18 protein-coding genes are annotated in these 21710 nt (G+C 53.5%); 6 read left to right on the plus strand and 12 right to left on the minus strand.

What is annotated here, in order from left to right; genetic code table 11:
- Positions 1-56: 56 nt before the first annotated feature.
- The 9 genes from bamA to rpsB form a co-directional block, all read right to left on the minus strand.
- Complete coding sequence (gene bamA / locus MY052_RS19540) at positions 57-2468, minus strand: outer membrane protein assembly factor BamA (RefSeq protein WP_248537671.1); 2412 nt, start codon at positions 2466-2468, stop codon at positions 57-59.
- Between the two features lie 31 nt (positions 2469-2499).
- A complete protein-coding gene (rseP, locus tag MY052_RS19545; RefSeq protein ID WP_035891966.1) occupies positions 2500-3852 on the minus strand; it encodes a sigma E protease regulator RseP in 1353 nt (450 codons plus the stop codon).
- A gap of 11 nt (positions 3853-3863) precedes the next feature.
- The gene (gene cdsA, locus MY052_RS19550; protein WP_202216443.1) at positions 3864-4721 is read right to left on the minus strand and encodes a phosphatidate cytidylyltransferase; all 858 of its coding nucleotides are present in this window, start codon (positions 4719-4721) and stop codon (positions 3864-3866) included.
- 12 nt (positions 4722-4733) lie between these two features.
- Positions 4734-5492: a (2E,6E)-farnesyl-diphosphate-specific ditrans,polycis-undecaprenyl-diphosphate synthase gene (ispU, locus tag MY052_RS19555; RefSeq protein ID WP_248537672.1), complete on the minus strand. Its 759-nt coding sequence runs from the start codon at positions 5490-5492 to the stop codon at positions 4734-4736.
- Between the two features lie 237 nt (positions 5493-5729).
- The gene (gene ispC, locus MY052_RS19560; protein ID WP_202216444.1) at positions 5730-6926 is read right to left on the minus strand and encodes a 1-deoxy-D-xylulose-5-phosphate reductoisomerase; all 1197 of its coding nucleotides are present in this window, start codon (positions 6924-6926) and stop codon (positions 5730-5732) included.
- A 212-nt stretch (positions 6927-7138) separates the two neighbouring features.
- Positions 7139-7696, minus strand: coding sequence for a ribosome recycling factor (gene frr, locus MY052_RS19565; protein ID WP_035891962.1), 558 nt, complete (start codon positions 7694-7696; stop codon positions 7139-7141).
- Positions 7697-7847: 151 nt separating this feature from the next.
- Complete coding sequence (gene pyrH, locus MY052_RS19570; protein WP_035891961.1) at positions 7848-8573, minus strand: UMP kinase; 726 nt, start codon at positions 8571-8573, stop codon at positions 7848-7850.
- Between the two features lie 166 nt (positions 8574-8739).
- Positions 8740-9591 (minus strand): translation elongation factor Ts, encoded by an 852-nt coding sequence (gene tsf, locus MY052_RS19575; RefSeq protein WP_035891960.1) that lies wholly within the window; start codon positions 9589-9591, stop codon positions 8740-8742.
- A 136-nt stretch (positions 9592-9727) separates the two neighbouring features.
- Positions 9728-10453: a 30S ribosomal protein S2 gene (gene rpsB, locus MY052_RS19580; RefSeq protein WP_035891959.1), complete on the minus strand. Its 726-nt coding sequence runs from the start codon at positions 10451-10453 to the stop codon at positions 9728-9730.
- A gap of 334 nt (positions 10454-10787) precedes the next feature.
- Between rpsB and map the strand changes: the two genes are divergently transcribed.
- The 4 genes from map (at position 10788) to MY052_RS19600 (ending at position 15667) form a co-directional block, all read left to right on the plus strand.
- Positions 10788-11582 carry a type I methionyl aminopeptidase gene (gene map, locus MY052_RS19585; RefSeq protein WP_035891958.1) on the plus strand — a complete coding sequence of 265 codons (795 nt, stop codon included), beginning with the start codon at positions 10788-10790 and terminating at the stop codon, positions 11580-11582.
- 62 nt (positions 11583-11644) lie between these two features.
- Positions 11645-14317 carry a bifunctional uridylyltransferase/uridylyl-removing protein GlnD gene (glnD, locus tag MY052_RS19590; protein WP_202216445.1) on the plus strand — a complete coding sequence of 891 codons (2673 nt, stop codon included), beginning with the start codon at positions 11645-11647 and terminating at the stop codon, positions 14315-14317.
- A gap of 33 nt (positions 14318-14350) precedes the next feature.
- Positions 14351-15175 carry a 2,3,4,5-tetrahydropyridine-2,6-dicarboxylate N-succinyltransferase gene (dapD, locus tag MY052_RS19595; RefSeq protein ID WP_004872026.1) on the plus strand — a complete coding sequence of 275 codons (825 nt, stop codon included), beginning with the start codon at positions 14351-14353 and terminating at the stop codon, positions 15173-15175.
- A 108-nt stretch (positions 15176-15283) separates the two neighbouring features.
- Positions 15284-15667 (plus strand): DUF3461 family protein, encoded by a 384-nt coding sequence (locus MY052_RS19600; RefSeq protein ID WP_035891957.1) that lies wholly within the window; start codon positions 15284-15286, stop codon positions 15665-15667.
- 55 nt (positions 15668-15722) lie between these two features.
- Here the strand turns inward: MY052_RS19600 and cdaR are convergent, their stop codons facing one another.
- The 3 genes from cdaR to dgt form a co-directional block, all read right to left on the minus strand.
- Positions 15723-16880: a DNA-binding transcriptional regulator CdaR gene (gene cdaR / locus MY052_RS19605; RefSeq protein ID WP_035891956.1), complete on the minus strand. Its 1158-nt coding sequence runs from the start codon at positions 16878-16880 to the stop codon at positions 15723-15725.
- 158 nt (positions 16881-17038) lie between these two features.
- The gene (degP, locus tag MY052_RS19610) at positions 17039-18478 is read right to left on the minus strand and encodes a serine endoprotease DegP (RefSeq protein WP_248537673.1); all 1440 of its coding nucleotides are present in this window, start codon (positions 18476-18478) and stop codon (positions 17039-17041) included.
- Positions 18479-18613: 135 nt separating this feature from the next.
- Positions 18614-20128: a dGTPase gene (dgt, locus tag MY052_RS19615; RefSeq protein ID WP_248537674.1), complete on the minus strand. Its 1515-nt coding sequence runs from the start codon at positions 20126-20128 to the stop codon at positions 18614-18616.
- An 83-nt stretch (positions 20129-20211) separates the two neighbouring features.
- On the opposite strand from dgt, the gene mtnN reads away from it, so the two are divergent.
- Entirely contained in the window at positions 20212-20910 is a 699-nt protein-coding gene (gene mtnN / locus MY052_RS19620) for a 5'-methylthioadenosine/S-adenosylhomocysteine nucleosidase (RefSeq protein ID WP_035891953.1), read from the plus strand.
- Positions 20903-21703: a vitamin B12 ABC transporter substrate-binding protein BtuF gene (gene btuF, locus MY052_RS19625; RefSeq protein WP_248537675.1), complete on the plus strand. Its 801-nt coding sequence runs from the start codon at positions 20903-20905 to the stop codon at positions 21701-21703. The genes mtnN and btuF overlap by 8 nt, the downstream gene beginning before the upstream one ends.
- The last annotated feature ends 7 nt before the right edge of the window (positions 21704-21710 follow it).

Here is a 21710-nt window from a genome sequence, read left to right on the forward strand (position 1 = left end):
CTACCGCCTAATGCCAGCAAAACTACACTGAACCTGCATTCCTTTGCAAAGAGCAATTACCAGGTTTTACCAATGTTGAACTGGAACTGCTCGGATTTGTCTCCATCGTATTTCTTATACGGCTGGGCGTAGGAGAAGACCAACGGCCCTAATGGGGACATCCATTGTAATGCGATACCCGCGGACATACGGATATTGCTCGGATCGCTGTAGTCTGGAACGCCAGCAGACTTCATTGCTGCGGTATTCTGCCAGTTGGTATCCCACACGGTACCCGCATCCCAGAAGAATGAGGTACGCACCGAGTTCGCGTATTTATCGCTGATAAACGGCGTTGGGACGATCAGCTCAAGGCTGGCCACACCCATAGCGTTACCACCAACCGCATCGTCGGACTTACAGTAACCACCGCTCTGGTCGCAGTTATCCAAGCCTGATGCACCATAATAGACCGCTTTCGGACCGATGGTGTTGGACTGGAAGCCACGCACGGTGCTTGAACCACCAGCATAGAAGTTCTCATAGAACGGCAGTTCTTTACCGCCTAAACCGTCACCGTAGCCCCACTTGGTACGACCCAGAACCACCCACTTATGATCTTCATCCAGCGGGAAGTAGGACGCCGTATCCAGCGTTACCTTATAGAACTCGTTATCGGAGCCTGGGATTGTAACCTTACCGTTCAGGTTGACGCGCGAACCGTCCGTTGGGAAGTAGCCGCGGTCAAGTCGGTTATAGGTCCAACCGTAGTTAAAGGTGAAATCGTTAGCACTGAAGCCGTTATCATCGCTGGTTTTACCCGCCGTCTGGCCGATAGAGTCCAGATAACGCCACATCGCCACCTGCGGTTCCATATTGGACAGGTCGTTGTGGACATAGCCCAGACCCGCACGCAGTGAGTTGTATTCGTTAATCGGGAAGCCCAGCGTACCGTCTACACCATAACTTTTGTTGGTATAGGACGACAGGTCAGCATCATCCGCTTTAAAGTCATTGTAGAAGACACGACCGCCAAGGCTAACACCATCCACCGTAAAGTACGGGTTGGTCACAGAAAGCTCGGTATAGGTCTGGTAGTCGTTCTTGGTACCGTTGATACCGACGGAATAACCGGTACCTAACCAGTTATCCTGCTGAACGCCCGCCTGGAAGCTCACGCCGCTTTCCGTACCGTAGCCGATACCGAAGTTGAAGCTACCGGTGTTACGCTCTTTGACCTTGTAAACCACATCCACCTGATCCGGGCTGCCCGGTACGCGTTGGGTTTCAGTGTCGACGGTTTCGAAGTAGCCCAGACGGTTCAGACGATCTTTACCCTGGTCAACTAAATCACCGCCCAGCCACGCCCCTTCCATCTGGCGCATTTCGCGACGCAGAACGGAATCTTTTGACGTGTCGTTACCGACAAAGCGGATGTTACGCACGTAGAAGCGGTTACCTGCATCAACGTTGATGTGCAGCTTAACCGTTTTATCCGTGTCATTAATTTCAGGCTGAGACTGTACGCGTGGATACGCGTAGCCGTAGCGACCAAGAAGTTTCTTAATGTTATCTTCCATTTTGGTCACTTTCGCGCCGTTATAGAGTTCACCTGGCTCAATCTTAGTCAGGCTCTCAATTTCAGCCGAGTGCCCTGCCAGGTTACCCGTCACCTGTACGCCAGACAGTTTGTACTGGTCGCCTTCGGTGATGTTAACGGTGATGTAGATGCCTTTTTTATCCGGCGTCAGGCTCACCTGCGTGGAATCGATGTTGAAACGGGCGTAACCGCGATCCAGGTAGTAGCTGCGCAGGGTTTCAAGGTCACCCGCCAGCTTCTGTTTCTGGTATTTACGATCGCCAACCACGTTCCACCACGGCACTTCGTCACGCAGCTGGAAGGTTGAGATCAGATCTTCGGTGCTGAACGCATGGTTACCGACGATATTGATCTGTTGGATCTGGGCGGAAACCCCTTCCTGGAAGACCAGCTTCAGGTCGACACGGTTACGCGGCAGCGGCGTAACAACCGCCTTCACGCTCGCGCTATACTTACCGACGCTGTAGTAGAAATCTTCCAGTCCTTTTTCGATATCGGAGAGGGTTGTACGGTCGAGAGATTCGCCAACACGAACGCCAGAAGCTTCGAGGTTCTGTTTTAGCATGTCATCTTTCACCGACTTGTTGCCGGAGAAGGTGATGCTAGCAATTGTTGGGCGTTCTTTGACCTGCACCAGTAACACATCGCCGTCTCTCAGGACGCGAACGTCCTCAAAGTTGCCCGTAGCAAACAGGGCGCGAATGGTGTTACTGATATCATCATCAGAGACGGTATCGCCAGGACGTACTGGCATACTGAGAAGGGCCGCACCAACAGCGACACGCTGCAAGCCTTCGAAATGAATGTCCTTCACCACGAACCCGTCAGCACCGTACACGGTCGCGCTGCTAAACAGCAGCGACGCTATAAGCAACTTTTTCATCGCCATCGTTATTATGCGTTCTTCCTAACTAACTCTCTTACAACCGAGAGAAATCATTGAAAAGTGCAAGCCCCATTAACAGCATCAGCAGAATCGAGCCGATGCGGTAACTAAAGTCTTGAACTCGCTCGGATACCGGGCCGCCTTTCAGCTTCTCAATCGCTAAAAACAGCAAGTGTCCCCCATCTAAAACAGGGAGCGGGAACAGGTTGATTATGCCTAAATTCACGCTGATGAGTGCAAGAAACATCAGGTAGTAAATCAGCCCATACTCCGCAGACATCCCAGCCCCCTGGGCGATCGAAATCGGCCCACTGAGGTTGTTCAGTTTGACGTCACCGGTGATCAATTTTCCCAGCATACTGACGGTCAGCTTCATCAACTGCCCGGTTTTCTCCGTGGCTTCGACGATAGCGCTGAACGGCCCATACTGGCGCACTGTCTTATATTCCTCAGGCAGCGGGATAACTTTCGGTACTACCCCTGCGAACCCTTCCGCTTTTCCGTTACCGTGTTTTGTATCCGGTATCAGAGTTAAAGACAAGAGAGTCCCCTGCCTTTCGATCTCCAGCTGTAACGCTTTGCCTGGATTGTCGCGTACCAGCGTGACAAACGTCATCCATTGCGTCAGCGGTTGACCGTTGACTGTAACGATCCGATCCCCTGCTTGTAAACCGGCTTTACGCGCCGCAGAGTCAGATTGCACCTCTGCCAGCACTGGTTCAATCTGCGCGCCACGAGGGCGAATACCGAGCGAAGTCACCGGATCTTGTTTATCCGGCTCAAACGCCCAATGCCGCAGGTTGAGGATTTTATCCTGCCGCTGCTCGCTGCCGAAAGGGGAAACGGTGAGGGTGGTGCTTTCATCACCAATTTTCGCCACTAACGCCATACGTACAGCATCCCAATCAGGCGTTTCGATACCATCTACGGCTTTAAGTTCCGTGCCTGGTGCAATTTGTGCTTCTGCGGCGATGGAATTGGCGGTTATTTCACCAACTACTGGACGAATACCAGGGACACCGATGATGAACACCAGCCAGTAGGCGAAGATAGCAAAGAGGAAGTTGGCGATAGGGCCGGCGGCGATAACGGCGGCTCGCTGGCCCACCGTTTTGTTGTTGAACGCCATATGACGCATCTCAGGCGCCACTGCGTCAACGCGCTCGTCGAGCATTTTGACGTAACCGCCCAGCGGGATAAGGGCGATAACAAATTCAGTGCCGCGTTTATCAACGCGGCGCCAGAGCGCTTTACCAAAACCAATGGAAAAGCGCTCTACACGGATACCACAGCGCCGAGCAACCCAGAAGTGACCAAATTCATGTACGGTGATCAATACCCCTAGCGCGATAATAAACGCGGCAAGGTTCCAGAGAATGCTCAGCATAAGTCCATCCGTTAGATCGTCCTGAAAACCAGCAGCAGCAAGCAGGCGAACACCGGAACTGCCGCCGTCAGGCTGTCAATGCGGTCAAGTATCCCGCCGTGGCCAGGGATAAGATGCCCGCTATCTTTGATGCCAGCTTCACGTTTGAACATGCTCTCAGTGAGATCGCCCAATACTGAAGCCAGCGCTGCAACGATGGAACAGGTTAACAGCGTGGATGGGGCAACGTCCAGATTTGCCCACAGGCCATAGGCCCAGGAAATGATTGCCGCCGTCACCAGGCCGCCAAAGAAGCCTTGCCAGGTTTTGCCCGGAGAGACCTTCGGTGCCAGCTTATGTTTGCCAAAAAGCTTACCAAACATGTAGGCCCCGGAGTCAGCGCCCCATACCAGAATCATGACGTAAAGCAGCCACAGCGCGCCGCTGTAGTGGTTTTCATCATAATGCCAGGAGCGCAGCGCCAGCATTCCCCAGAAAAACGGGACAATCGTGACGATGCCGAAGACCAGTCGCAGTACCTTGGATTGACGCCAGATAGCAGCGGACCCAGGATAGGAAAGGACCAGCAGCAAGGCGACAACCCACCAAATCAGGGAGGCCCACAGCGAAGTTTCAACGACCGGCTGATGGATATTATGGTGATATTCCGGAATGAAGAAGAGCATCACCGCCAGCAACAGGCCACAGAGTACCGCCAGCCACACGCGCTGTGTCCGCGAGGTGAAACCGCTTAATTGCCCCCATTCCCATGCCGCCAGCATACAAACGACCAGCGTAACAATAGCGAAGCCGCCAGGCGGCAGCAAAAACAGGGCTGCAATAACAACCGGTATTAAAATCAATGCAGAAATCAGGCGATACTTCAGCAAAAGCTACCCCCATCAGGCCTTGTCGCCACCAGGCTCGGTGCCACCGAAACGTCGCTCTCGATTAGCGAAAGCATGCAGCGCACCTTCAAAGTCTTGTTCATCGAAATCGGGCCAAAGAACATCTGTAAAGTAAAGTTCAGCATAGGCAATTTGCCAGATAAGAAAGTTACTGATCCGATGTTCTCCCCCGGTCCTAATTACTAAATCTACGGGAGCCAGTTCATGCATGCAGATCTGCTGAGAAAGCAGTTCTTCACTAATTTGATCGGGGCGGAGCTCCCCTTCCTGAACCTGTTCGGCTAAGCGCTGAACTCCCTGAACAATATCCCATCGACCGCCATAATTAGCAGCAATGTTCAATGTTAGCCCCGTATTATTTTCCGTCAGCGCTTCCGCTTTACGAATTCGCTCCTGCAGGCGCGAATTAAACCGACGGATATCGCCAATAATCCGCAGCCGAACATTATGGCGGTGCAGACTTTTCACTTCGCTGTCCAGTGCCCAAACGAACAGCTCCATCAACGCACTCACCTCTTGCTCAGGGCGATTCCAGTTTTCACTGCTGAATGCGTATAGCGTTAATGCCTCAATACCGTTGCTCGCCGCATAGGATACGGCTCGGCGCACGGATTTCGCCCCGGCTTTATGGCCAAAGGCGCGAATCTTACCTTGCTTTTTCGCCCAGCGACCATTGCCATCCATAATGATTGCCACATGGCGGCAACCGTGGGCTGGCTGACTCTCGCTGGTTGGTTGATTAGCAGACAACATAACGCGTTTTTAATCCATGAAAAGGGATGAGCGGTACCCCGGAATACAGCCATACACTTCATCCGTCAGGAAAACCTGAAGGATTTTACGTATCTTTGTCTCGCAAAAAAGCCGTGCTAAATCACGGCTCTCCCGACCCCGCAGCGAAAACACACTGAGATCGGGTGGCGCAGACTATATCACTGAAGCCAGACGCTAACAAATGCCGTGACGGGTTGTATGCTGATTCGGCTCTCATTACCTGACGAAATGTCTTGCCTGCGTCGCCGCCGCTTCACGCGCCATCGCATCGATAGCCAATACCGCGTCCACACTCTGCGGTTCGCCAGGATCAAGGCTATCCAATACTGCCATATTGACGTTCGCGATATCGGTAAAGCGGATTTGCCCGTCAAGGAAGGCCGCCACAGAGACTTCGTTCGCGGCATTCAGCGCGGTGGTTGCCGCCTGACCTTGTTCAAAAGCCTCCATCGCCAGCTTCAGACAAGGGTAACGAGCATAATCCGGCTCGGAGAAGCTTAGCGCGCCCATCTTGCAGAAATCTAACGGCTTCGCGCCAGAAACCACGCGATGGGGCCAGGCCATAGTATTGGCAATTGGCGTACGCATATCGGGCTCACCCAGCTGTGCCAGTACACTACCGTCCTGGTAACGCACCATCGAGTGAATCACCGACTGAGGATGAATCAGCACTTCCATCTGCTTCGCTGAAGCATTAAACAGCCAGCGGGCTTCGATGTATTCCAGACCTTTATTCATCATAGTGGCCGAGTCGACGGAAATTTTACGTCCCATCGACCAGTTCGGATGACGACAAGCCTGATCCGGCGTCATTGCGCCGAGCTCACTGATTGGCGTCTCACGGAACGGGCCACCTGACCCGGTAAGCAGAATGGATGACACCCCATGCTGCTCAAGGTCAGCGTACCCTAAGTCGGACTGAAAGCTTTGCGGTAAACTCTGAAAGATAGCGTTATGTTCACTGTCGACCGGCAGTAACTGCGCATTATGCTGTTTTACCGCCTCGAGGAATAACCGCCCACAGGTCACCAACGACTCTTTATTCGCCAGCAGAATGCTTTTGCCTGCACGGATAGCCGACAGCGTCGGCAGCAGACCGGCCGCCCCCACGATGGCCGCCATCACCTGATTGACCTCGTCCAGCGCTGCCACATCGCACGCTGCCTGCTGTCCACAGAGCACTTCCGTACGGCTGCCGTGTTCACGCAGCGCCGTCCTCACCGCATCGGCGCTCTTTGCGTCATCCATCACCGCATAGCGAGGCGTGAACTCCAGACACTGTTCAACCATCCGCTCGACGTTTTTACCTGCCACCAGCGCAGTTACCGCAAAACGTTCACGGTTGTGACGCACCACGTCCAGCGTGTTGCAACCAATAGAGCCCGTTGAGCCCAGGACAGTTAATTGCTTCATGAGATATTCCGGATAGATAGATTTACTCTATGGATTTCAAGCGGTAGGAAGGCGGCAAGTGAACGAGCCCGATGAGCTTACTCTAGTAAGTGATTCGGGTGAATGAGCGCAGCCAACGCACCTGCGGCTTGAAAGACGACGAGTAAAAGCAAAACGCCGCCAGCAAAGCAATAATGCTTCCTGTACGGCGTTCATCGCACAACTTACACAGCTTAGAACTGCATCAGTTCCGCTTCTTTCTCAGCCAGCGCCGCTTCAATTTTCTTGATAGCAACGTCAGTCAGTTTTTGTACGTCTTCCTGAGAACGGCGATCGTCATCTTCGCTGATCTCTTTGTCTTTCAGCAGCGCCTTCACTTTATCGTTCGCATCACGACGAACGTTACGCACGGAAACGCGCGCCTGTTCAGCTTCGCCACGGACGATTTTGGTCAGGTCTTTACGACGTTCTTCGGTCAGCGGAGGCAGCGGAACGCGAATGTCGGTACCCGCAGAGCTAGGGTTCAGACCGAGGTCAGACGCCATAATCGCTTTCTCAACGGCCGGGCCCATAGAGCGGTCGAATACGTTGATTTTCAGAGTACGGGTATCTTCTACGGTGACGCTTGCCAGCTGACGCAGTGGCGTAGCGGTGCCGTAATACTCAACGACGATGCCGTCCAGCAGGCTAGGAGAAGCACGACCCGTGCGAATTTTGCTGATTTGGTTTTTGAATGCTTCTACACATTTGTCCATGCGTACTTCAGCATCTTTTCTGATATCGCTAATCACGTTACGAATCCTTGAAAACTAGTCTCAGTCGACCAGACGATGACACATTGCAGAGAATGCGCTAAGTATAGTCTCGTTTAAATCATGCCACAGAATATCTCAATTCTGCCGGATAAACGCGAATCTTACCCGGAAATGGCCGCAACGGAAATTATTCCGTAATTAAAGTGCCTTCTTTTTCGCCCATCACCACGCGACGCAGTGCGCCTGGTTTATTCATATTGAATACGCGAATTGGCAATTTGTGGTCACGAGCCAGCGTAAAGGCAGCCAGATCCATGACTTTCAGTTCTTTATCCAGCACTTCGGTGTAGGTCAGCTGCTCATACATGGTGGCAGTCGGATCTTTTGCTGGGTCAGCGGTAAACACACCGTCAACTTTGGTGGCTTTCAGTACCACGTCGGCTTCGATTTCGATGCCGCGCAGGCAGGCTGCAGAATCGGTGGTAAAGAACGGGTTGCCGGTACCGGCGGACAGAATCACGACGCGGTTGTTACGCAGCAGGCTGATAGCCTCTGCCCAGCTGTAGTTGTCGCAAACGCCGTTCAGCGGAATTGCTGACATCAGGCGGGCGTTCACATAGGCGCGATGCAGTGCGTCACGCATTGCCAGGCCGTTCATTACCGTTGCCAGCATGCCCATGTGGTCGCCCACAACGCGGTTCATACCCGCTTTTGCCAAGCCCGCACCACGGAACAGGTTGCCACCACCAATGACGACACCCACCTGGATGCCCAGCTCAACAAGTTCTTTAATCTCTTGCGCCATACGGTCAAGAATACTTGCGTCAATACCGAAGCCTTCAGTCCCCTGCAATGCTTCACCGCTAAGCTTGAGCAGAATACGTTTGTAGACAGGTTTTGCGTTGGTAGCCATTTTCTTTCCTGGAGTGTCACGATTGGGATGGTAAAAATTCAGGTGACATCATGCGTTCCATGCCAGTGCATCCCTATAGGAGCAGGCTGATTCTCACATGACGATTTTGTGCATTAACCCTTAGTGCACAAAAGAGAGCCGCCCTCAGGCGGCTCCTTTACAGCAATTAAGACTGCTTGGACATTGCAGCAACTTCTGCTGCGAAGTCAGTCTCAACTTTCTCGATGCCTTCGCCCACTTCGAAGCGGATGAAGCCAGTCACGTCAGCGTTGTGCTCTTTCAGCAGCTGGCCAACAGACTTGCTTGGATCCATAACGAATGGCTGGCCAGTCAGAGAAACTTCGCCGGTGAATTTCTTCATGCGGCCTTCAACCATTTTCTCTGCGATTTCTTTTGGCTTACCAGACTGCATCGCGATGTCCAGCTGTACCTGGTATTCTTTCTCTACCACTTCAGCGGATACGTCTTCTGGTTTAACGAATTCTGGCTTGCTTGCAGCAACGTGCATTGCCAGCTGTTTAACCAGCTCTTCGTCAGCGCCAGTAGCAGCAACCAGAACACCGATGCGAGCACCGTGCTGGTAGTTGCCCAGAACTTCGCCTTCCAGGGAAGCCACGCGACGGATGTTGATGTTCTCACCGATTTTAGCAACCAGCGCAACGCGTTCTTCTTCGAACTGTGCTTTCAGAACGTCAACGTCGGTGATGTTACCAGCAACAGCTGCGTCCAGAACTTTGTCAGCAAATGCCTGGAAACCGGAGTCTTTAGCAACGAAGTCAGTCTGGCAGTTAACTTCCAGAATGAAGGCGATGTTGCCATTGATTTTGGTTTTGATCACGCCGTCAGCAGCAACGTTGCCTGCTTTTTTCGCTGCTTTGATAGCACCGGATTTACGCATGTTTTCGATTGCCAGCTCGATGTCGCCATTAGCTTCAGTCAGGGCTTTTTTGCAATCCATCATGCCTGCGCCAGTACGCTCACGCAGCTCTTTTACCAGGGAAGCGGTAATTTCAGCCATTCTAAAATCCTCGGAAGATTTGATCTGCCCGGCGATAAACCGCACAGATTTAAAAGTGAAAAAGGGGGCCATAAACAGGCCCCCTAACCAAACGTGTTACTACCTGGTTTATAAGGGCTCTTTCGAGCGTGCCTTATTACTCAGCTTCTACGAAGCTTTCTTCCGCCTGGGAAGCCAGATCAGAAGAACGGCCTTCACGAACGGTAGCAGCAACTGCGCTCAGGTACAGGGTCACAGCACGGATTGCATCGTCGTTACCAGGGATAACGAAATCAACGCCATCTGGATCAGAGTTGGTATCAACGATAGAGAATACTGGGATACCCAGGTTGTTCGCTTCTTTGATAGCAATGTGTTCATGGTCAGCATCGATAACGAACAGTGCGTCCGGCAGGCCGCCCATGTCTTTAATACCGCCCAGGCTGTTTTCCAGTTTCGCCAGCTCACGAGTACGCATCAGCGCTTCTTTCTTGGTCAGCTTGTCGAAAGTACCGTCCTGAGACTGAGTTTCCAGATCTTTCAGACGTTTGATGGACTGACGAACGGTTTTCCAGTTAGTCAGCATACCGCCCAGCCAGCGATGGTTCACGAAGAACTGGTCGCAGCTCAGAGCAGCATCTTTCACAGCTTCGCTTGCAGCGCGTTTAGTACCAACGAAAAGGATTTTGCCTTTACGAGAAGAGATCTTGTTCAGTTCAGCCAGAGCTTCGTTGAACATTGGTACAGTTTTCTCAAGGTTGATGATGTGAACTTTGTTACGTGCGCCGAAGATGAAAGGCTTCATTTTCGGGTTCCAGTAACGGGTCTGGTGACCGAAGTGTACACCAGCCTTGAGCATGTCGCGCATGGAAACAGTTGCCATGGTTAAAACCTCTATAGATTAAGTTGGGGTTATGCCTCCACGTATCCCATATTACCGACCCCGAAGGGCACCCCGGAATATGTGCCGATACGTGTGTGTTATTTACACAAAGTGAGATTTGTCGCTTCCGGACAAAACAAGAATGAGCGGAAGTTCGGCGCGCTTTATACCATAAAAGCGGCGCAGATACCAACAGTTGTTATCTCTGACGCAGGGCACGAAAGGCGAAGTTCAGAATGATTCTCAATTTGGCACCAGGCGCCTCGGGCTGTTAACATTGACATTACTAACACTCAATTATTGTCGAAAAAATCGACACTGATGGACATATTCCATGGCGATTTCTATTAAGACCCCTGAAGATATTGAAAAAATGCGCGTTGCCGGCCGTCTGGCCGCCGAAGTGCTGGAAATGATCGAGCCGTACGTGAAGCCTGGCGTGACCACCGGCGAACTGGACCGCATCTGCAACGACTACATCGTCAACGAGCAGAAAGCGGTCTCCGCCTGCCTGAACTACCACGGTTTCCCGAAATCCGTCTGCATCTCCATTAATGAAGTGGTATGCCACGGTATTCCGGATGACGAAAAACACCTGAAAGATGGCGACATCGTCAACATCGACGTCACGGTCATCAAAGACGAGTTCCACGGTGACACCTCCAAAATGTTTATCGTGGGCAAACCAACCATTCTGGGCGAGCGTCTGTGCCGTGTGACTCAGGAAAGCCTGTATGTGGCGCTGAAAATGGTGAAACCAGGCGTGAACCTGCGTGAAATTGGCGCGGCTATCCAGAAGTTTGTGGAAGCGGAAGGGTTCTCTGTGGTACGCGAATACTGCGGTCACGGCATTGGCCGCGGCTTCCATGAAGAGCCGCAGGTACTGCACTATGATTCTCGCGAAACGGACGTGGTGCTGAAACAGGGCATGACCTTTACTATCGAGCCGATGGTTAACGCCGGTAAGAAAGAGATCCGCACCATGAAAGACGGCTGGACGGTAAAAACCAAAGACCGAAGCTTGTCTGCGCAGTACGAGCATACTATTGTGGTGACAGACAACGGCTGCGAAATACTGACGTTACGCAAGGATGACACCATCCCGGCGATAATCTCGCACAACGAATAACGAAAGCCGGCGAATGCCGGCTTTTTTTATGGGTGATAGTTTTTTCTTATGAGCGGCGCGCGATGAGTAACTCCATACCTGAACTGGCTTGTACAATCCTCCCTGCCCTGCCCGGCCAGCCGGAGAACCCGGTCGATTGGCCCGAAGCCAGTCTGAACTGCACCGATATCAAAAACCGGCTCGATGAGTTTCAGCGCTGGCTGGGCGCTGCCTTTGATGAAGGCATCTCTGCCGAGCAATTGATTGAAGCGCGCACCGAGTTTATCGACCAACTGCTGCAACGCCTGTGGCTGCTGTACGGTTTTGGTCCCATAGAGGATGCGGCGCTGGTCGCCGTCGGCGGCTATGGTCGCGGTGAGCTGCACCCCCTTTCCGACGTTGACCTGCTGATTCTGAGCCGCAAAAAGCTGCCCGATGAGCAGGCACAGAAAATCGGCGAACTGCTGACGCTGCTGTGGGATATCAAGCTAGAAGTAGGCCACAGCGTACGTACGCTAGAAGAGTGCCTGCTGGAAGGCTTATCAGACTTAACCGTCGCTACCAACCTGATTGAATCACGCCTGCTGATTGGCGACGTCGCGCTGTTCCTCGAACTACAAAAGCATATTTTCAGCGAAGGCTTCTGGCCGTCAGAAACGTTCTTCCCGGCCAAAGTTGCCGAACAAGAGGCGCGCCACCAACGCTACCACGGCACCAGCTACAACCTGGAACCAGACATTAAAAGCAGCCCCGGCGGCCTGCGCGATATCCATACCATTCAGTGGGTCGCTCGCCGTCACTTTGGCGCAACCTCAATGGATGAGATGGTGAGCTTCGGCTTCCTGACTGAAGCCGAGCGCAATGAGTTAAACGAGTGTCTTCACTTGCTGTGGCGCATCCGCTTCGCTCTGCACCTCGAACTCAACCGCTATGACAACCGCCTGCTGTTCGACCGCCAGCTCAGCGTTGCCCGCCGCCTGAAATACGAAGGCGAAGGCAACCAGCCGATCGAACACATGATGAAGGATTTCTATCGCGTCACCCGCCGCGTCGGCGAGCTGAACCACATGCTGCTGCAGCTGTTTGACGAAGCAATTCTCGCCCTCACTGAAGATGAAAAGCCACGGGCGATTGACGACGATTTCCAACTGCGCGGTACGCTTATCGACCTGCGCGACGACACCTTGTTCATCCGCGAGCCGCAGGCCATTCTGCGCATGTTCCACATCATGGTGCGTAACAGCAGCATTACCGGTATTTACTCGACCACGTTACGTCATCTGCGCCATGCCCGTCGTCACCTCAGCCAGCCGCTCTGCTATATCCCGGAAGCGCGTGAGCTGTTCCTGAGCATGCTTCGCCACCAGGGCGCCGTCAGCCGCGGCCTGCTGCCGATGCATCGCCACAGCGTACTGTGGGCCTACATGCCGCAGTGGTCGTATATCGTCGGTCAGATGCAGTTTGACCTGTTCCATGCCTACACGGTCGATGAACACACCATTCGCGTATTGCTGAAGCTCGAGAGCTTCGCCAATGAAGAGACGCGTTCGCGCCACCCGCTATGCGTCGATCTCTGGCCGCGGCTAAACCATCCAGAGCTTATTCTGATTGCCGCCCTGTTCCACGATATTGCCAAAGGGCGCGGCGGCGACCACTCCATTCTTGGCGCGCAGGATGTCCTGAAGTTCGCCGAGCTACACGGCCTGAACTCGCGGGAAACCCAATTAGTTGCCTGGCTGGTACGTCAGCATCTGCTGATGTCGGTCACCGCTCAACGCCGCGATATTCAGGACCCGGAAGTGATCAAGCAGTTTGCCGAAGAGGTGCAGACCGAGCACCGTCTGCGCTTCCTGGTATGCCTGACGGTCGCCGATATCTGCGCAACCAACGAAACCCTGTGGAATAGCTGGAAGCAGAGCCTGTTGCGCGAGCTCTACTTCGCCACCGAAAAACAGCTGCGTCGGGGGATGCAGAACACGCCGGATATGCGCGAACGCGTCCGTCATCATCAGATGCAGGCGCTGGCGCTGCTGCGTATGGACAACATTAACGAGGAAACGCTGCACCAAATCTGGAACCGCTGCCGCGCCAACTATTTTGTGCGCCACACGCCAAACCAGCTTGCATGGCACGCCCGTCATCTGTTGAAGCACGACCTCACCCAGCCGATGATCTTGCTCAGTCCGCAGGCCACCCGCGGCGGTACCGAGATCTTTATCTGGAGCCCGGACAGACCGTATCTGTTTGCCGCCGTTTGCGCCGAGCTCGACCGCCGCAACCTCAGCGTGCACGACGCGCAGATTTTCACCACCCGTGACGGCATGGCGATGGACTCCTTTATCGTACTTGAGCCAGACGGCAGTCCGCTCTCCGGTGACCGCCATGAAGCCATTCGTTTTGGGCTGGAACAGGCAATTACTCAACGCAGTTGGCAGCCGCCGCAGCCGCGTCGTCAGGCGGCAAAACTGCGCCATTTCTCGGTCGATACCGAAGTCAATTTCCTGCCAACCCACACCGACCGGAAATCGTTCCTCGAACTGATTGCCCTCGATCAGCCCGGCCTGCTCGCTCGCGTCGGCCAGGTGTTTGCCGACCTCGGGATCTCGCTCCACGGGGCGAGAATTACGACAATTGGTGAACGAGTAGAAGATTTATTTATAATCGCCACCGCCGACCGGCGTGCGCTTAATAATGTGCTCCAACAAGAAGTGCAACAACGGTTGACAGCAGCCCTCAATCCAAACGATAAAGGGTGACGTATTTTTTTTAAGTAAATGGAAAGAGAAACAATGCAGCAATTACAGAACGTTATTGAGTCCGCTTTTGAGCGTCGCGCCGACATCACGCCGGCAAATGTGGATACCGTAACCCGCGAAGCGGTTAACCAGGTGATTTCCCTGCTGGATTCCGGCGCGCTGCGTGTCGCTGAAAAGATTGACGGTCAGTGGGTAACTCACCAGTGGCTGAAGAAAGCGGTTCTGCTCTCTTTCCGTATTAACGATAACCAGGTTATCGACGGTGCGGAAAGCCGCTACTTCGATAAAGTACCAATGAAATTCGCTGACTACGACGAAGCGCGTTTCCAGAAAGAAGGTTTCCGCGTAGTGCCACCGGCTGCGGTTCGTCAGGGCGCATTCATCGCTCGCAACACCGTACTGATGCCATCCTACGTGAACATCGGTGCTTACGTTGACGAAGGCTCCATGGTGGATACCTGGGCGACCGTCGGTTCTTGCGCGCAGATCGGTAAAAACGTTCACCTGTCCGGCGGCGTCGGCATCGGTGGCGTTCTGGAACCACTGCAGGCTAACCCAACCATCATCGAAGACAACTGCTTCATCGGCGCACGCTCCGAAGTCGTTGAAGGCGTTATCGTAGAAGAAGGTTCCGTTATCTCCATGGGTGTATACCTGGGTCAGAGCACCAAAATCTACGACCGCGAAACCGGCGAAGTCTTCTATGGTCGCGTACCGGCAGGCTCCGTTGTCGTTTCCGGCAACCTGCCATCCAAAGACGGCAAGTACAGCCTGTACTGCGCGGTGATTGTGAAAAAAGTGGATGCCAAAACCCGCGGTAAAGTGGGCATCAACGAGCTACTGCGTACTATCGATTAATAAGATGCGAAAAAGCGGGGGCAACCCCGCTTTTTTTTATTCGTAAGCTGGCGGAAATAGATTTTTTCGTTAATTATTCAATAGTTAATTTAGATCAGGGGTACCGCTATGTACGATAATTTGAAAAGCCTGGGGATTACCAATCCCGATGAAATCGATCGTTACAGCCTCCGGCAGGAAGCCAACAACGATATCCTGAAAATCTATTTCCAGAAGGACAAGGGTGAGTTTTTCGCCAAGAGCGTGAAGTTCAAATATCCACGCCAGCGTAAAACCATCGCCGGTGATGGTCAGGGTTTCAAGGAAGTGCAGGAGATAAGCCCAAACCTGCGCTACGTGATTGATGAGCTGGACCAAATCTGCCAGCGCGATCGCACGGAAGTCGATCTTAAGCGTAAGATCCTTGACGATCTGCGCCATCTCGAAAGCGTCGTCACCAACAAGATCAGCGAAATTGAAGCCGATCTGGAGAAGTTGACCCGCAATAAGTAAGTTTTATGCGGTTTGTCTTCCCGGGCGAGCGCAAGCGACCCCGGGTTCCATTAGCTCATCGTTGTTCATCCAACTGCAACGCAATATACAGCAGCAGCCTGTCGTCGAAATTCCCCAAATCCAGCCCGGTCAGCTCCGAAATTCGGTTCAATCGATACTCCAGCGTATTACGGTGAATAAACAGCGCCTTTGAGGTCGCCAGCGGCTGCACGTTGTTGCGAAACCATGCCGTCAACGTCCGACGCAGCAGGCCATTATTATCCATCGCCTTCAGACGCATCAGCGGACGCGACAGCTCGTTGGCCTGCCAGCCACCGCGTAGGCTGTCGAGCAGCACTGGCAGCATCAAATCCTGGTAAAAATAGCTACGGCTCTCCGGCATGCGCTGTTTACCCACCATCATGGTGGTGCGCGCCGTACGGTAGGAGCGGGCGATACTGCCCGGCCCGGTAAAGTAGTTGCCGAGCGCCACGCGAAAACGCAGATGCCCGTTCTCTTTCATGCGGGAAATCAGCTGTTCTACCCGCTTCTGGTGGTCTTCTGCATCCCAGCGTCCGAACTGGTTGAGCGCCGGTTTCAGCACCACCATTTCGGTCAGAGAGACTATCGCAATCAGGTTATTACGCTCTGGCGTCGTCAGCGCATTTTGCAGCTGCTGAAGCTCAGCCATCGCGCTGTCAACGCCCAACTGCCCGCTGTCGACCTCCACCACCGCCGCCACACGCGGCTGATTGAGGTCAATGCCCAACCGCTGCGCCCATTCGGTCAGCGCCGGGGTGTTCTCTTCGGCTTGAATCAGGTTCATCACCAGCTCTTCACGCAGGCGACTATCCTGCGCCAGCAGGTGCATCAGACGAGACTGTTCCAGCATCATCTCCGCCGTCATGCACACCAGCTCGCCGTATTTACGCAGCGTTTCCGGCTCTCCGGTCAGGCCAATAACGCCGACAATCTCGCCTTCCAGGCGCAGCGGCAGGTTAATCCCCTGACGCACCCCATGCAGGTGTCGGGCAACGGCATCGTCGATGTCCACCACGCGCCCTTGAGAGAGCACCAGCAGCGCGCCTTCGTGCAATTCCCCAATACGCTCACGATCGCCGCTGCCGATAATGCGCCCGCGGGCATCCATTACGTTAATATTGGTATCGATAATGCGCATGGTGCGCGCCACGATATCCTGCGCCATTTTAGTATCAAGATGCCAGCTAGCCATGAACCCCTCCTATGAGCAGGTTACATGATAAGAAAGATACAAAAGCGCCGCACTGTGCAAATGCACAAAGCACGGTTGAGAACTATGGAGTTGTGGGGTGCTTCACATTACGAAGGGAAAAACCCTTTCCCCGGGCGGGGAAAGGGTTGAGGTCACGATTACTGCATCAGCAGGTAGATGGAGCTATCGCCACGCTGGATGTTCAGCGCCAGTACGGAAGGTTTACTATCGAGGATTTTGCGCAGCTCAGCGATGTTTTTCACCGCCTGCTGGTTAGCGCCCACGATAATGTCCCCTTTCTTCAGGCCAATCTGCGCTGCCGGAGAACCCGCTTTCACGGTATTCACCACCACGCCTTTGTCCTGACCTTTGTTGCTCATTTCAGCCCCTTCGATACCGCTGAAGATAGAGCTGGAGTCAATCTGGGTCTGGCTGCTCTGCTGAAGTTCCAGTTCTACCGTTACCGGCTTACCGTCACGCAGCAGGCCAAGGCTGATTTTGCTGCCTACCGGCATGGTGCCGACCTGCGCACGAAGTGCCGCGAAGCTGCTGATCGCCTTACCGTTCAGTGAGGTAATCACGTCACCGGCTTTAATCCCGGCTTTCGCCGCTGAAGAGTTCGGCATGACCTGGCTTACGAAAGCACCGCGCTGAGCGTCGACCTTCATCGCTTTCGCCAGCTCGGAGTTCAGTTCGGTCCCCATAATGCCCAGCTCACCGCGTTTCACCTGACCAAATTTCACCATCTGGTCGGTCAGGTTTTTCACCATGTTGCTCGGGATGGCGAAGCCGATACCGATGTTACCGCCGTCCGGTGCGAGGATAGCGGTGTTAATACCGATAAGCTCGCCGTTCAGGTTCACCAGCGCACCGCCGGAGTTACCGCGGTTAATGGCCGCATCGGTCTGGATAAAGTTTTCGTAGTTTTCAACGTTCAGGCCGCTACGACCCAGCGCGGAGACGATACCGGAAGTCACGGTTTCACCCAGACCAAACGGGTTACCGATAGCCACGGTGTAGTCACCAACGCGCAGAGCGTCAGAGTCCGCCAGCTTAATCGCCGTCAGGTTTTTCGGATCCTGAATCTGAATCAGCGCAATGTCGGAACGCGGGTCTTTACCCACCACTTTCGCGTCAAACTTACGGCCGTCACTCAGCTGAACCTTAATGGAATTGGCGTTATCCACCACGTGGTTGTTAGTGACGACGTAGCCTTTCGCGGCGTCAATCACGACACCAGAACCGAGGGCCATAAATTTCTGTTGCTGCTGCGGCTGATTGCCGCCATCCGGGCCCGCGCCGCCCTGACAGAACGGGGAGCTCTGGAACGGGGAACCGTCCTGGCAGAACGGCGAGTTGTCGCCGAAGAACTGCTGGAAGTTACGTCCCATACGCGGCGTGTTTACCGTTGTGCTGCCCTCAACATTAATGCTGACGACAGACGGCATCACTTTTTCCAGCATCGGTGCCAGACTTGGCATTGGCTGCGCAGCGGATGCGGAGGAAGATGCCGTCTCGGCCGCGCTAGCGGACAACGGAGACAGAGCCAGACTTAAACTAAGAGCCAGTGCACTCATTGCTAACGTGGTTTTTTTCATGTGTTTCAATCTCAATATCAGATTACGCAAAATTGCTATGTTCGTGACTATCAGATTCACTTTATGGCACTAAGTTCCGTGCAACTGCATCAGCTAAAAGTAAAAATTTATTGAGCGTCTTTACAAAACTTCTGATTATTCTACCGCCATCAAGCGACGATATTCATCCCATGCGTAGAGATCTGTCATCCCGCTGATATAATCCTGAAGAAGGCGACAACGATAATAATATTCCATTACCGGAAAATCGACGGAATCACGAGAAAGTTTATTTACTGCCTCAACGTAAGCTAAACGATGGCGCGTTGAGAGCTTGCAAAATAGCCGGGATTCGATAGGCAAGTGGCGCACACGTTCTTGTTTTGCCAGCTCACTAAAATCGCTTAAGGATAATTTAAGCAAGGGCGCGTAAATATCCAATAACCCACCAATCACCCGGTAGCCCTGGAGTTCAAGTTGCTCAACCTCTGGATGGCTAAACACATGTTTTCTTGCAACATTCTTATATAGCTTCAGCAATTGGCTGTAGCTACTGTCATCTTCCAGCAGCGCATGGTTAAAATCACCCTGATAAATCTTCGGAAGATTTTCAATAAACCGCTGTGCCGCATAAGGCACCAGTTTATTTAATGTATTCACCCGCAAATACATAAAGAACTGATCTTCTGTACTACGGCTTAATGAGTTTGAACGGGATTTATCCCACGCATTTTCGACGACCTGAGCAAACAACGAGCCTTTGTTATGCTCCGGCCAGGCATCATATAAATGCTGATACAACTGCTCGACGCTGAAGACGCGTTTTTCCACCGCATCTTCGAGGTCAGCCACACAATAAGAAATATCATCCGCTGCTTCCATAATCCAGGTTAATGGGAAGCGATTGTAAGGTGCTAAATCCAGTTCTTTACGTAAACGTTCAATATAGGGCTCTTCCGCCAGGTAGTAACCAGGCTTTTTCATTAAATAGCTGTGCGTCGCCGGGGTCTCTGTCGCCCACCAGGCCGGGCGCGTATATTTTAAGATACACCCCACCTGCGCCCAGGTCAGGTTCATGCGCATCAGAGTATGTACCAGGCGGATCCCCTGCGCGTTCCCTTCAAAATGGCATAGGTCCTGACGCACTTTACTGCGCAGCGTATTGAGCGTCTCTTCGCCCTCTCTCAACCGCAGGTCGGCAACTTCACAGCGATCATGGCTTAATGGCTGACTCAGCGCATCTTTCGGGGCCAGACGCTGGCTAAACCAGTCGTTGATTGCCGCTTCACCAAAATGACCAAACGGCGGGTTGCCGATATCGTGCATCAGGCAGGCCATCTCTACGATGCTTTCAAACGGCCCGGTCAGGTCATCCAGCCCGTAAACTTCCAGCAGCTTTTTCTCTTTTAAGCGGCTCAGTATCTCTTTGGCGATGTAACGTCCCACCTGCTGGACTTCCATCGAGTGCGTGAGGCGGGTACGGACAGCCGCGTTACGCTCCAGCGGAAACACCTGCGTTTTCTGCTGCAAGCGACGTATCGCCGGTGAGTTGATAATGCGCCCGCGATCGCTTTCAAAAATGCGCAGAATCTCATGTTCGGAGCTGACACCCTGCGGTGAACGATAGCGCCGACGCCAGTTAATTTTATTGCGAAAATCAATCTTAGTCATAGCCTCTCCGTCGCAAGCAATGCGCTTCCCCTGAACCGCATGATAGACTATGCCTTTAAACATGGCACATCGCGAGTAAATCTATGAAAATCGGCATTATTGGCGCAATGGAAGAAGAAGTTACGCTGCTGCGTGACAAAATCGAAAATCGTCAGACTATCACCATCGGCGGTAGCGAAATCTACACGGGTCAGCTGAACGGCGTAGATGTCGCGTTACTGAAGTCCGGCATTGGTAAAGTTGCCGCCGCAATGGGTGCTGCGCTGCTGCTGGAGCGCTGCCAGCCAGACGTGATTATCAACACCGGCTCTGCGGGCGGCCTTGCGCCAACGCTGAAAGTGGGCGATATCGTGGTTTCTGACGAAGCGCGCTACCACGATGCCGACGTTACCGCATTCGGCTACGAAATTGGCCAGATGGCAGGTTGCCCTGCGGCGTTTAAAGCCGACGACAAACTGATTGCCGCCGCTGAAGCGTGCATCAAATCCCTCGACCTGAACGCCGTGCGCGGCCTGATCGTCAGCGGTGATGCCTTCATCAACGGCTCCGTCGCGCTGGCGAAAATCCGTCACAACTTCCCGCAGGCCATTGCCGTAGAGATGGAAGCCACGGCTATTGCCCACGTCTGCCACAACTTTGGCGTGCCGTTCGTGGTCGTTCGCGCGATTTCCGACGTTGCCGATCAGCAGTCTCACCTGAGCTTCGAAGAGTTCCTGGCCGTTGCCGCGAAGCAGTCGACCCTGATGGTCGAAACGCTGGTACAGAAACTGGCGCGTGGCTAAGCGGCTGATAACAGGGCTACTTGCCCTGCTGCTTAGCGCCCCGGCGTGGCTTTTCGCCGCGCCGCGGGTTATCACCCTATCCCCTGCGAATACCGAACTGGCCTTTGCCGCCGGGATCACGCCCGTTGGCGTCAGCGCCTGGTCTGACTACCCCGCCGCCGCAAAAGAGATAGAACAGGTCGCCTCCTGGCAAGGGATTAACCTTGAACGTATTGTCGCGCTGCACCCGGACGTCGTATTAGCGTGGAAAGAAGGCAACGCCGAACGCCAGGTCAACCAACTGCGTTCGCTGGGTATTACCGTTTTGTGGGTTGATACGCACAGTATTGAAGAAATTGCCGCGACGCTTCGCCAACTGGCGAAATGGAGTCCACACCCAGAGAAAGCCGAGCAGGCAGCCACCGCGCTGCTGAGCGACTACGCACAGCTAAAGGCGCAGTACGCCAGTAAGCCGAAAAAACGGGTCTTTATGCAGTTTGGCTTTAACCCTATTTTCACCAGCAACAAAAGCGCCATTCAGAACCAGGTGCTGGAAATCTGCGGCGGTCAAAACATCTTTGCCGACAGCCGGGTAGCCTGGCCTCAGGTAAGTCGCGAACAGGTGCTGATGCGTAAGCCGCAGGTGATTGTTGCGGCCGGCGATGCAGGTCAGATTCCGAAAATCCAGCAGTACTGGGCAAGCCAGCTCACAATCCCGATTATTCCCCTCAATAGTGACTGGTTTGAACGCGCGAGCCCACGTATTATCCTCGCCGCAAAACAACTCTGTACTGCGCTGTCGCAGGTTAATTAATCGGGTA

Source organism: Kluyvera ascorbata (assembly GCF_023195735.1).
Taxonomy (GTDB): Bacteria; Pseudomonadota; Gammaproteobacteria; order Enterobacterales; family Enterobacteriaceae; genus Kluyvera; species Kluyvera ascorbata.

Excerpts from the sequence above, each read along its gene's own strand:
- bamA (WP_248537671.1), bottom strand. The coding sequence starts at position 2,468 with ATGGCGATGAAAAAGTTGCTTATAGCGTCGCTGCTGTTTAGCAGCGCG.
- rseP (WP_035891966.1), bottom strand. The coding sequence starts at position 3,852 with ATGCTGAGCATTCTCTGGAACCTTGCCGCGTTTATTATCGCGCTAGGG.
- ispU (WP_248537672.1), bottom strand. The coding sequence starts at position 5,492 with ATGTTGTCTGCTAATCAACCAACCAGCGAGAGTCAGCCAGCCCACGGT.
- ispC (WP_202216444.1), bottom strand. The coding sequence starts at position 6,926 with ATGAAGCAATTAACTGTCCTGGGCTCAACGGGCTCTATTGGTTGCAAC.
- pyrH (WP_035891961.1), bottom strand. The coding sequence starts at position 8,573 with ATGGCTACCAACGCAAAACCTGTCTACAAACGTATTCTGCTCAAGCTT.
- tsf (WP_035891960.1), bottom strand. The coding sequence starts at position 9,591 with ATGGCTGAAATTACCGCTTCCCTGGTAAAAGAGCTGCGTGAGCGTACT.
- rpsB (WP_035891959.1), bottom strand. The coding sequence starts at position 10,453 with ATGGCAACTGTTTCCATGCGCGACATGCTCAAGGCTGGTGTACACTTC.
- map (WP_035891958.1), top strand. The coding sequence starts at position 10,788 with ATGGCGATTTCTATTAAGACCCCTGAAGATATTGAAAAAATGCGCGTT.
- glnD (WP_202216445.1), top strand. The coding sequence starts at position 11,645 with ATGAGTAACTCCATACCTGAACTGGCTTGTACAATCCTCCCTGCCCTG.
- dapD (WP_004872026.1), top strand. The coding sequence starts at position 14,351 with ATGCAGCAATTACAGAACGTTATTGAGTCCGCTTTTGAGCGTCGCGCC.
- MY052_RS19600 (WP_035891957.1), top strand. The coding sequence starts at position 15,284 with ATGTACGATAATTTGAAAAGCCTGGGGATTACCAATCCCGATGAAATC.
- cdaR (WP_035891956.1), bottom strand. The coding sequence starts at position 16,880 with ATGGCTAGCTGGCATCTTGATACTAAAATGGCGCAGGATATCGTGGCG.
- degP (WP_248537673.1), bottom strand. The coding sequence starts at position 18,478 with ATGAAAAAAACCACGTTAGCAATGAGTGCACTGGCTCTTAGTTTAAGT.
- dgt (WP_248537674.1), bottom strand. The coding sequence starts at position 20,128 with ATGACTAAGATTGATTTTCGCAATAAAATTAACTGGCGTCGGCGCTAT.
- mtnN (WP_035891953.1), top strand. The coding sequence starts at position 20,212 with ATGAAAATCGGCATTATTGGCGCAATGGAAGAAGAAGTTACGCTGCTG.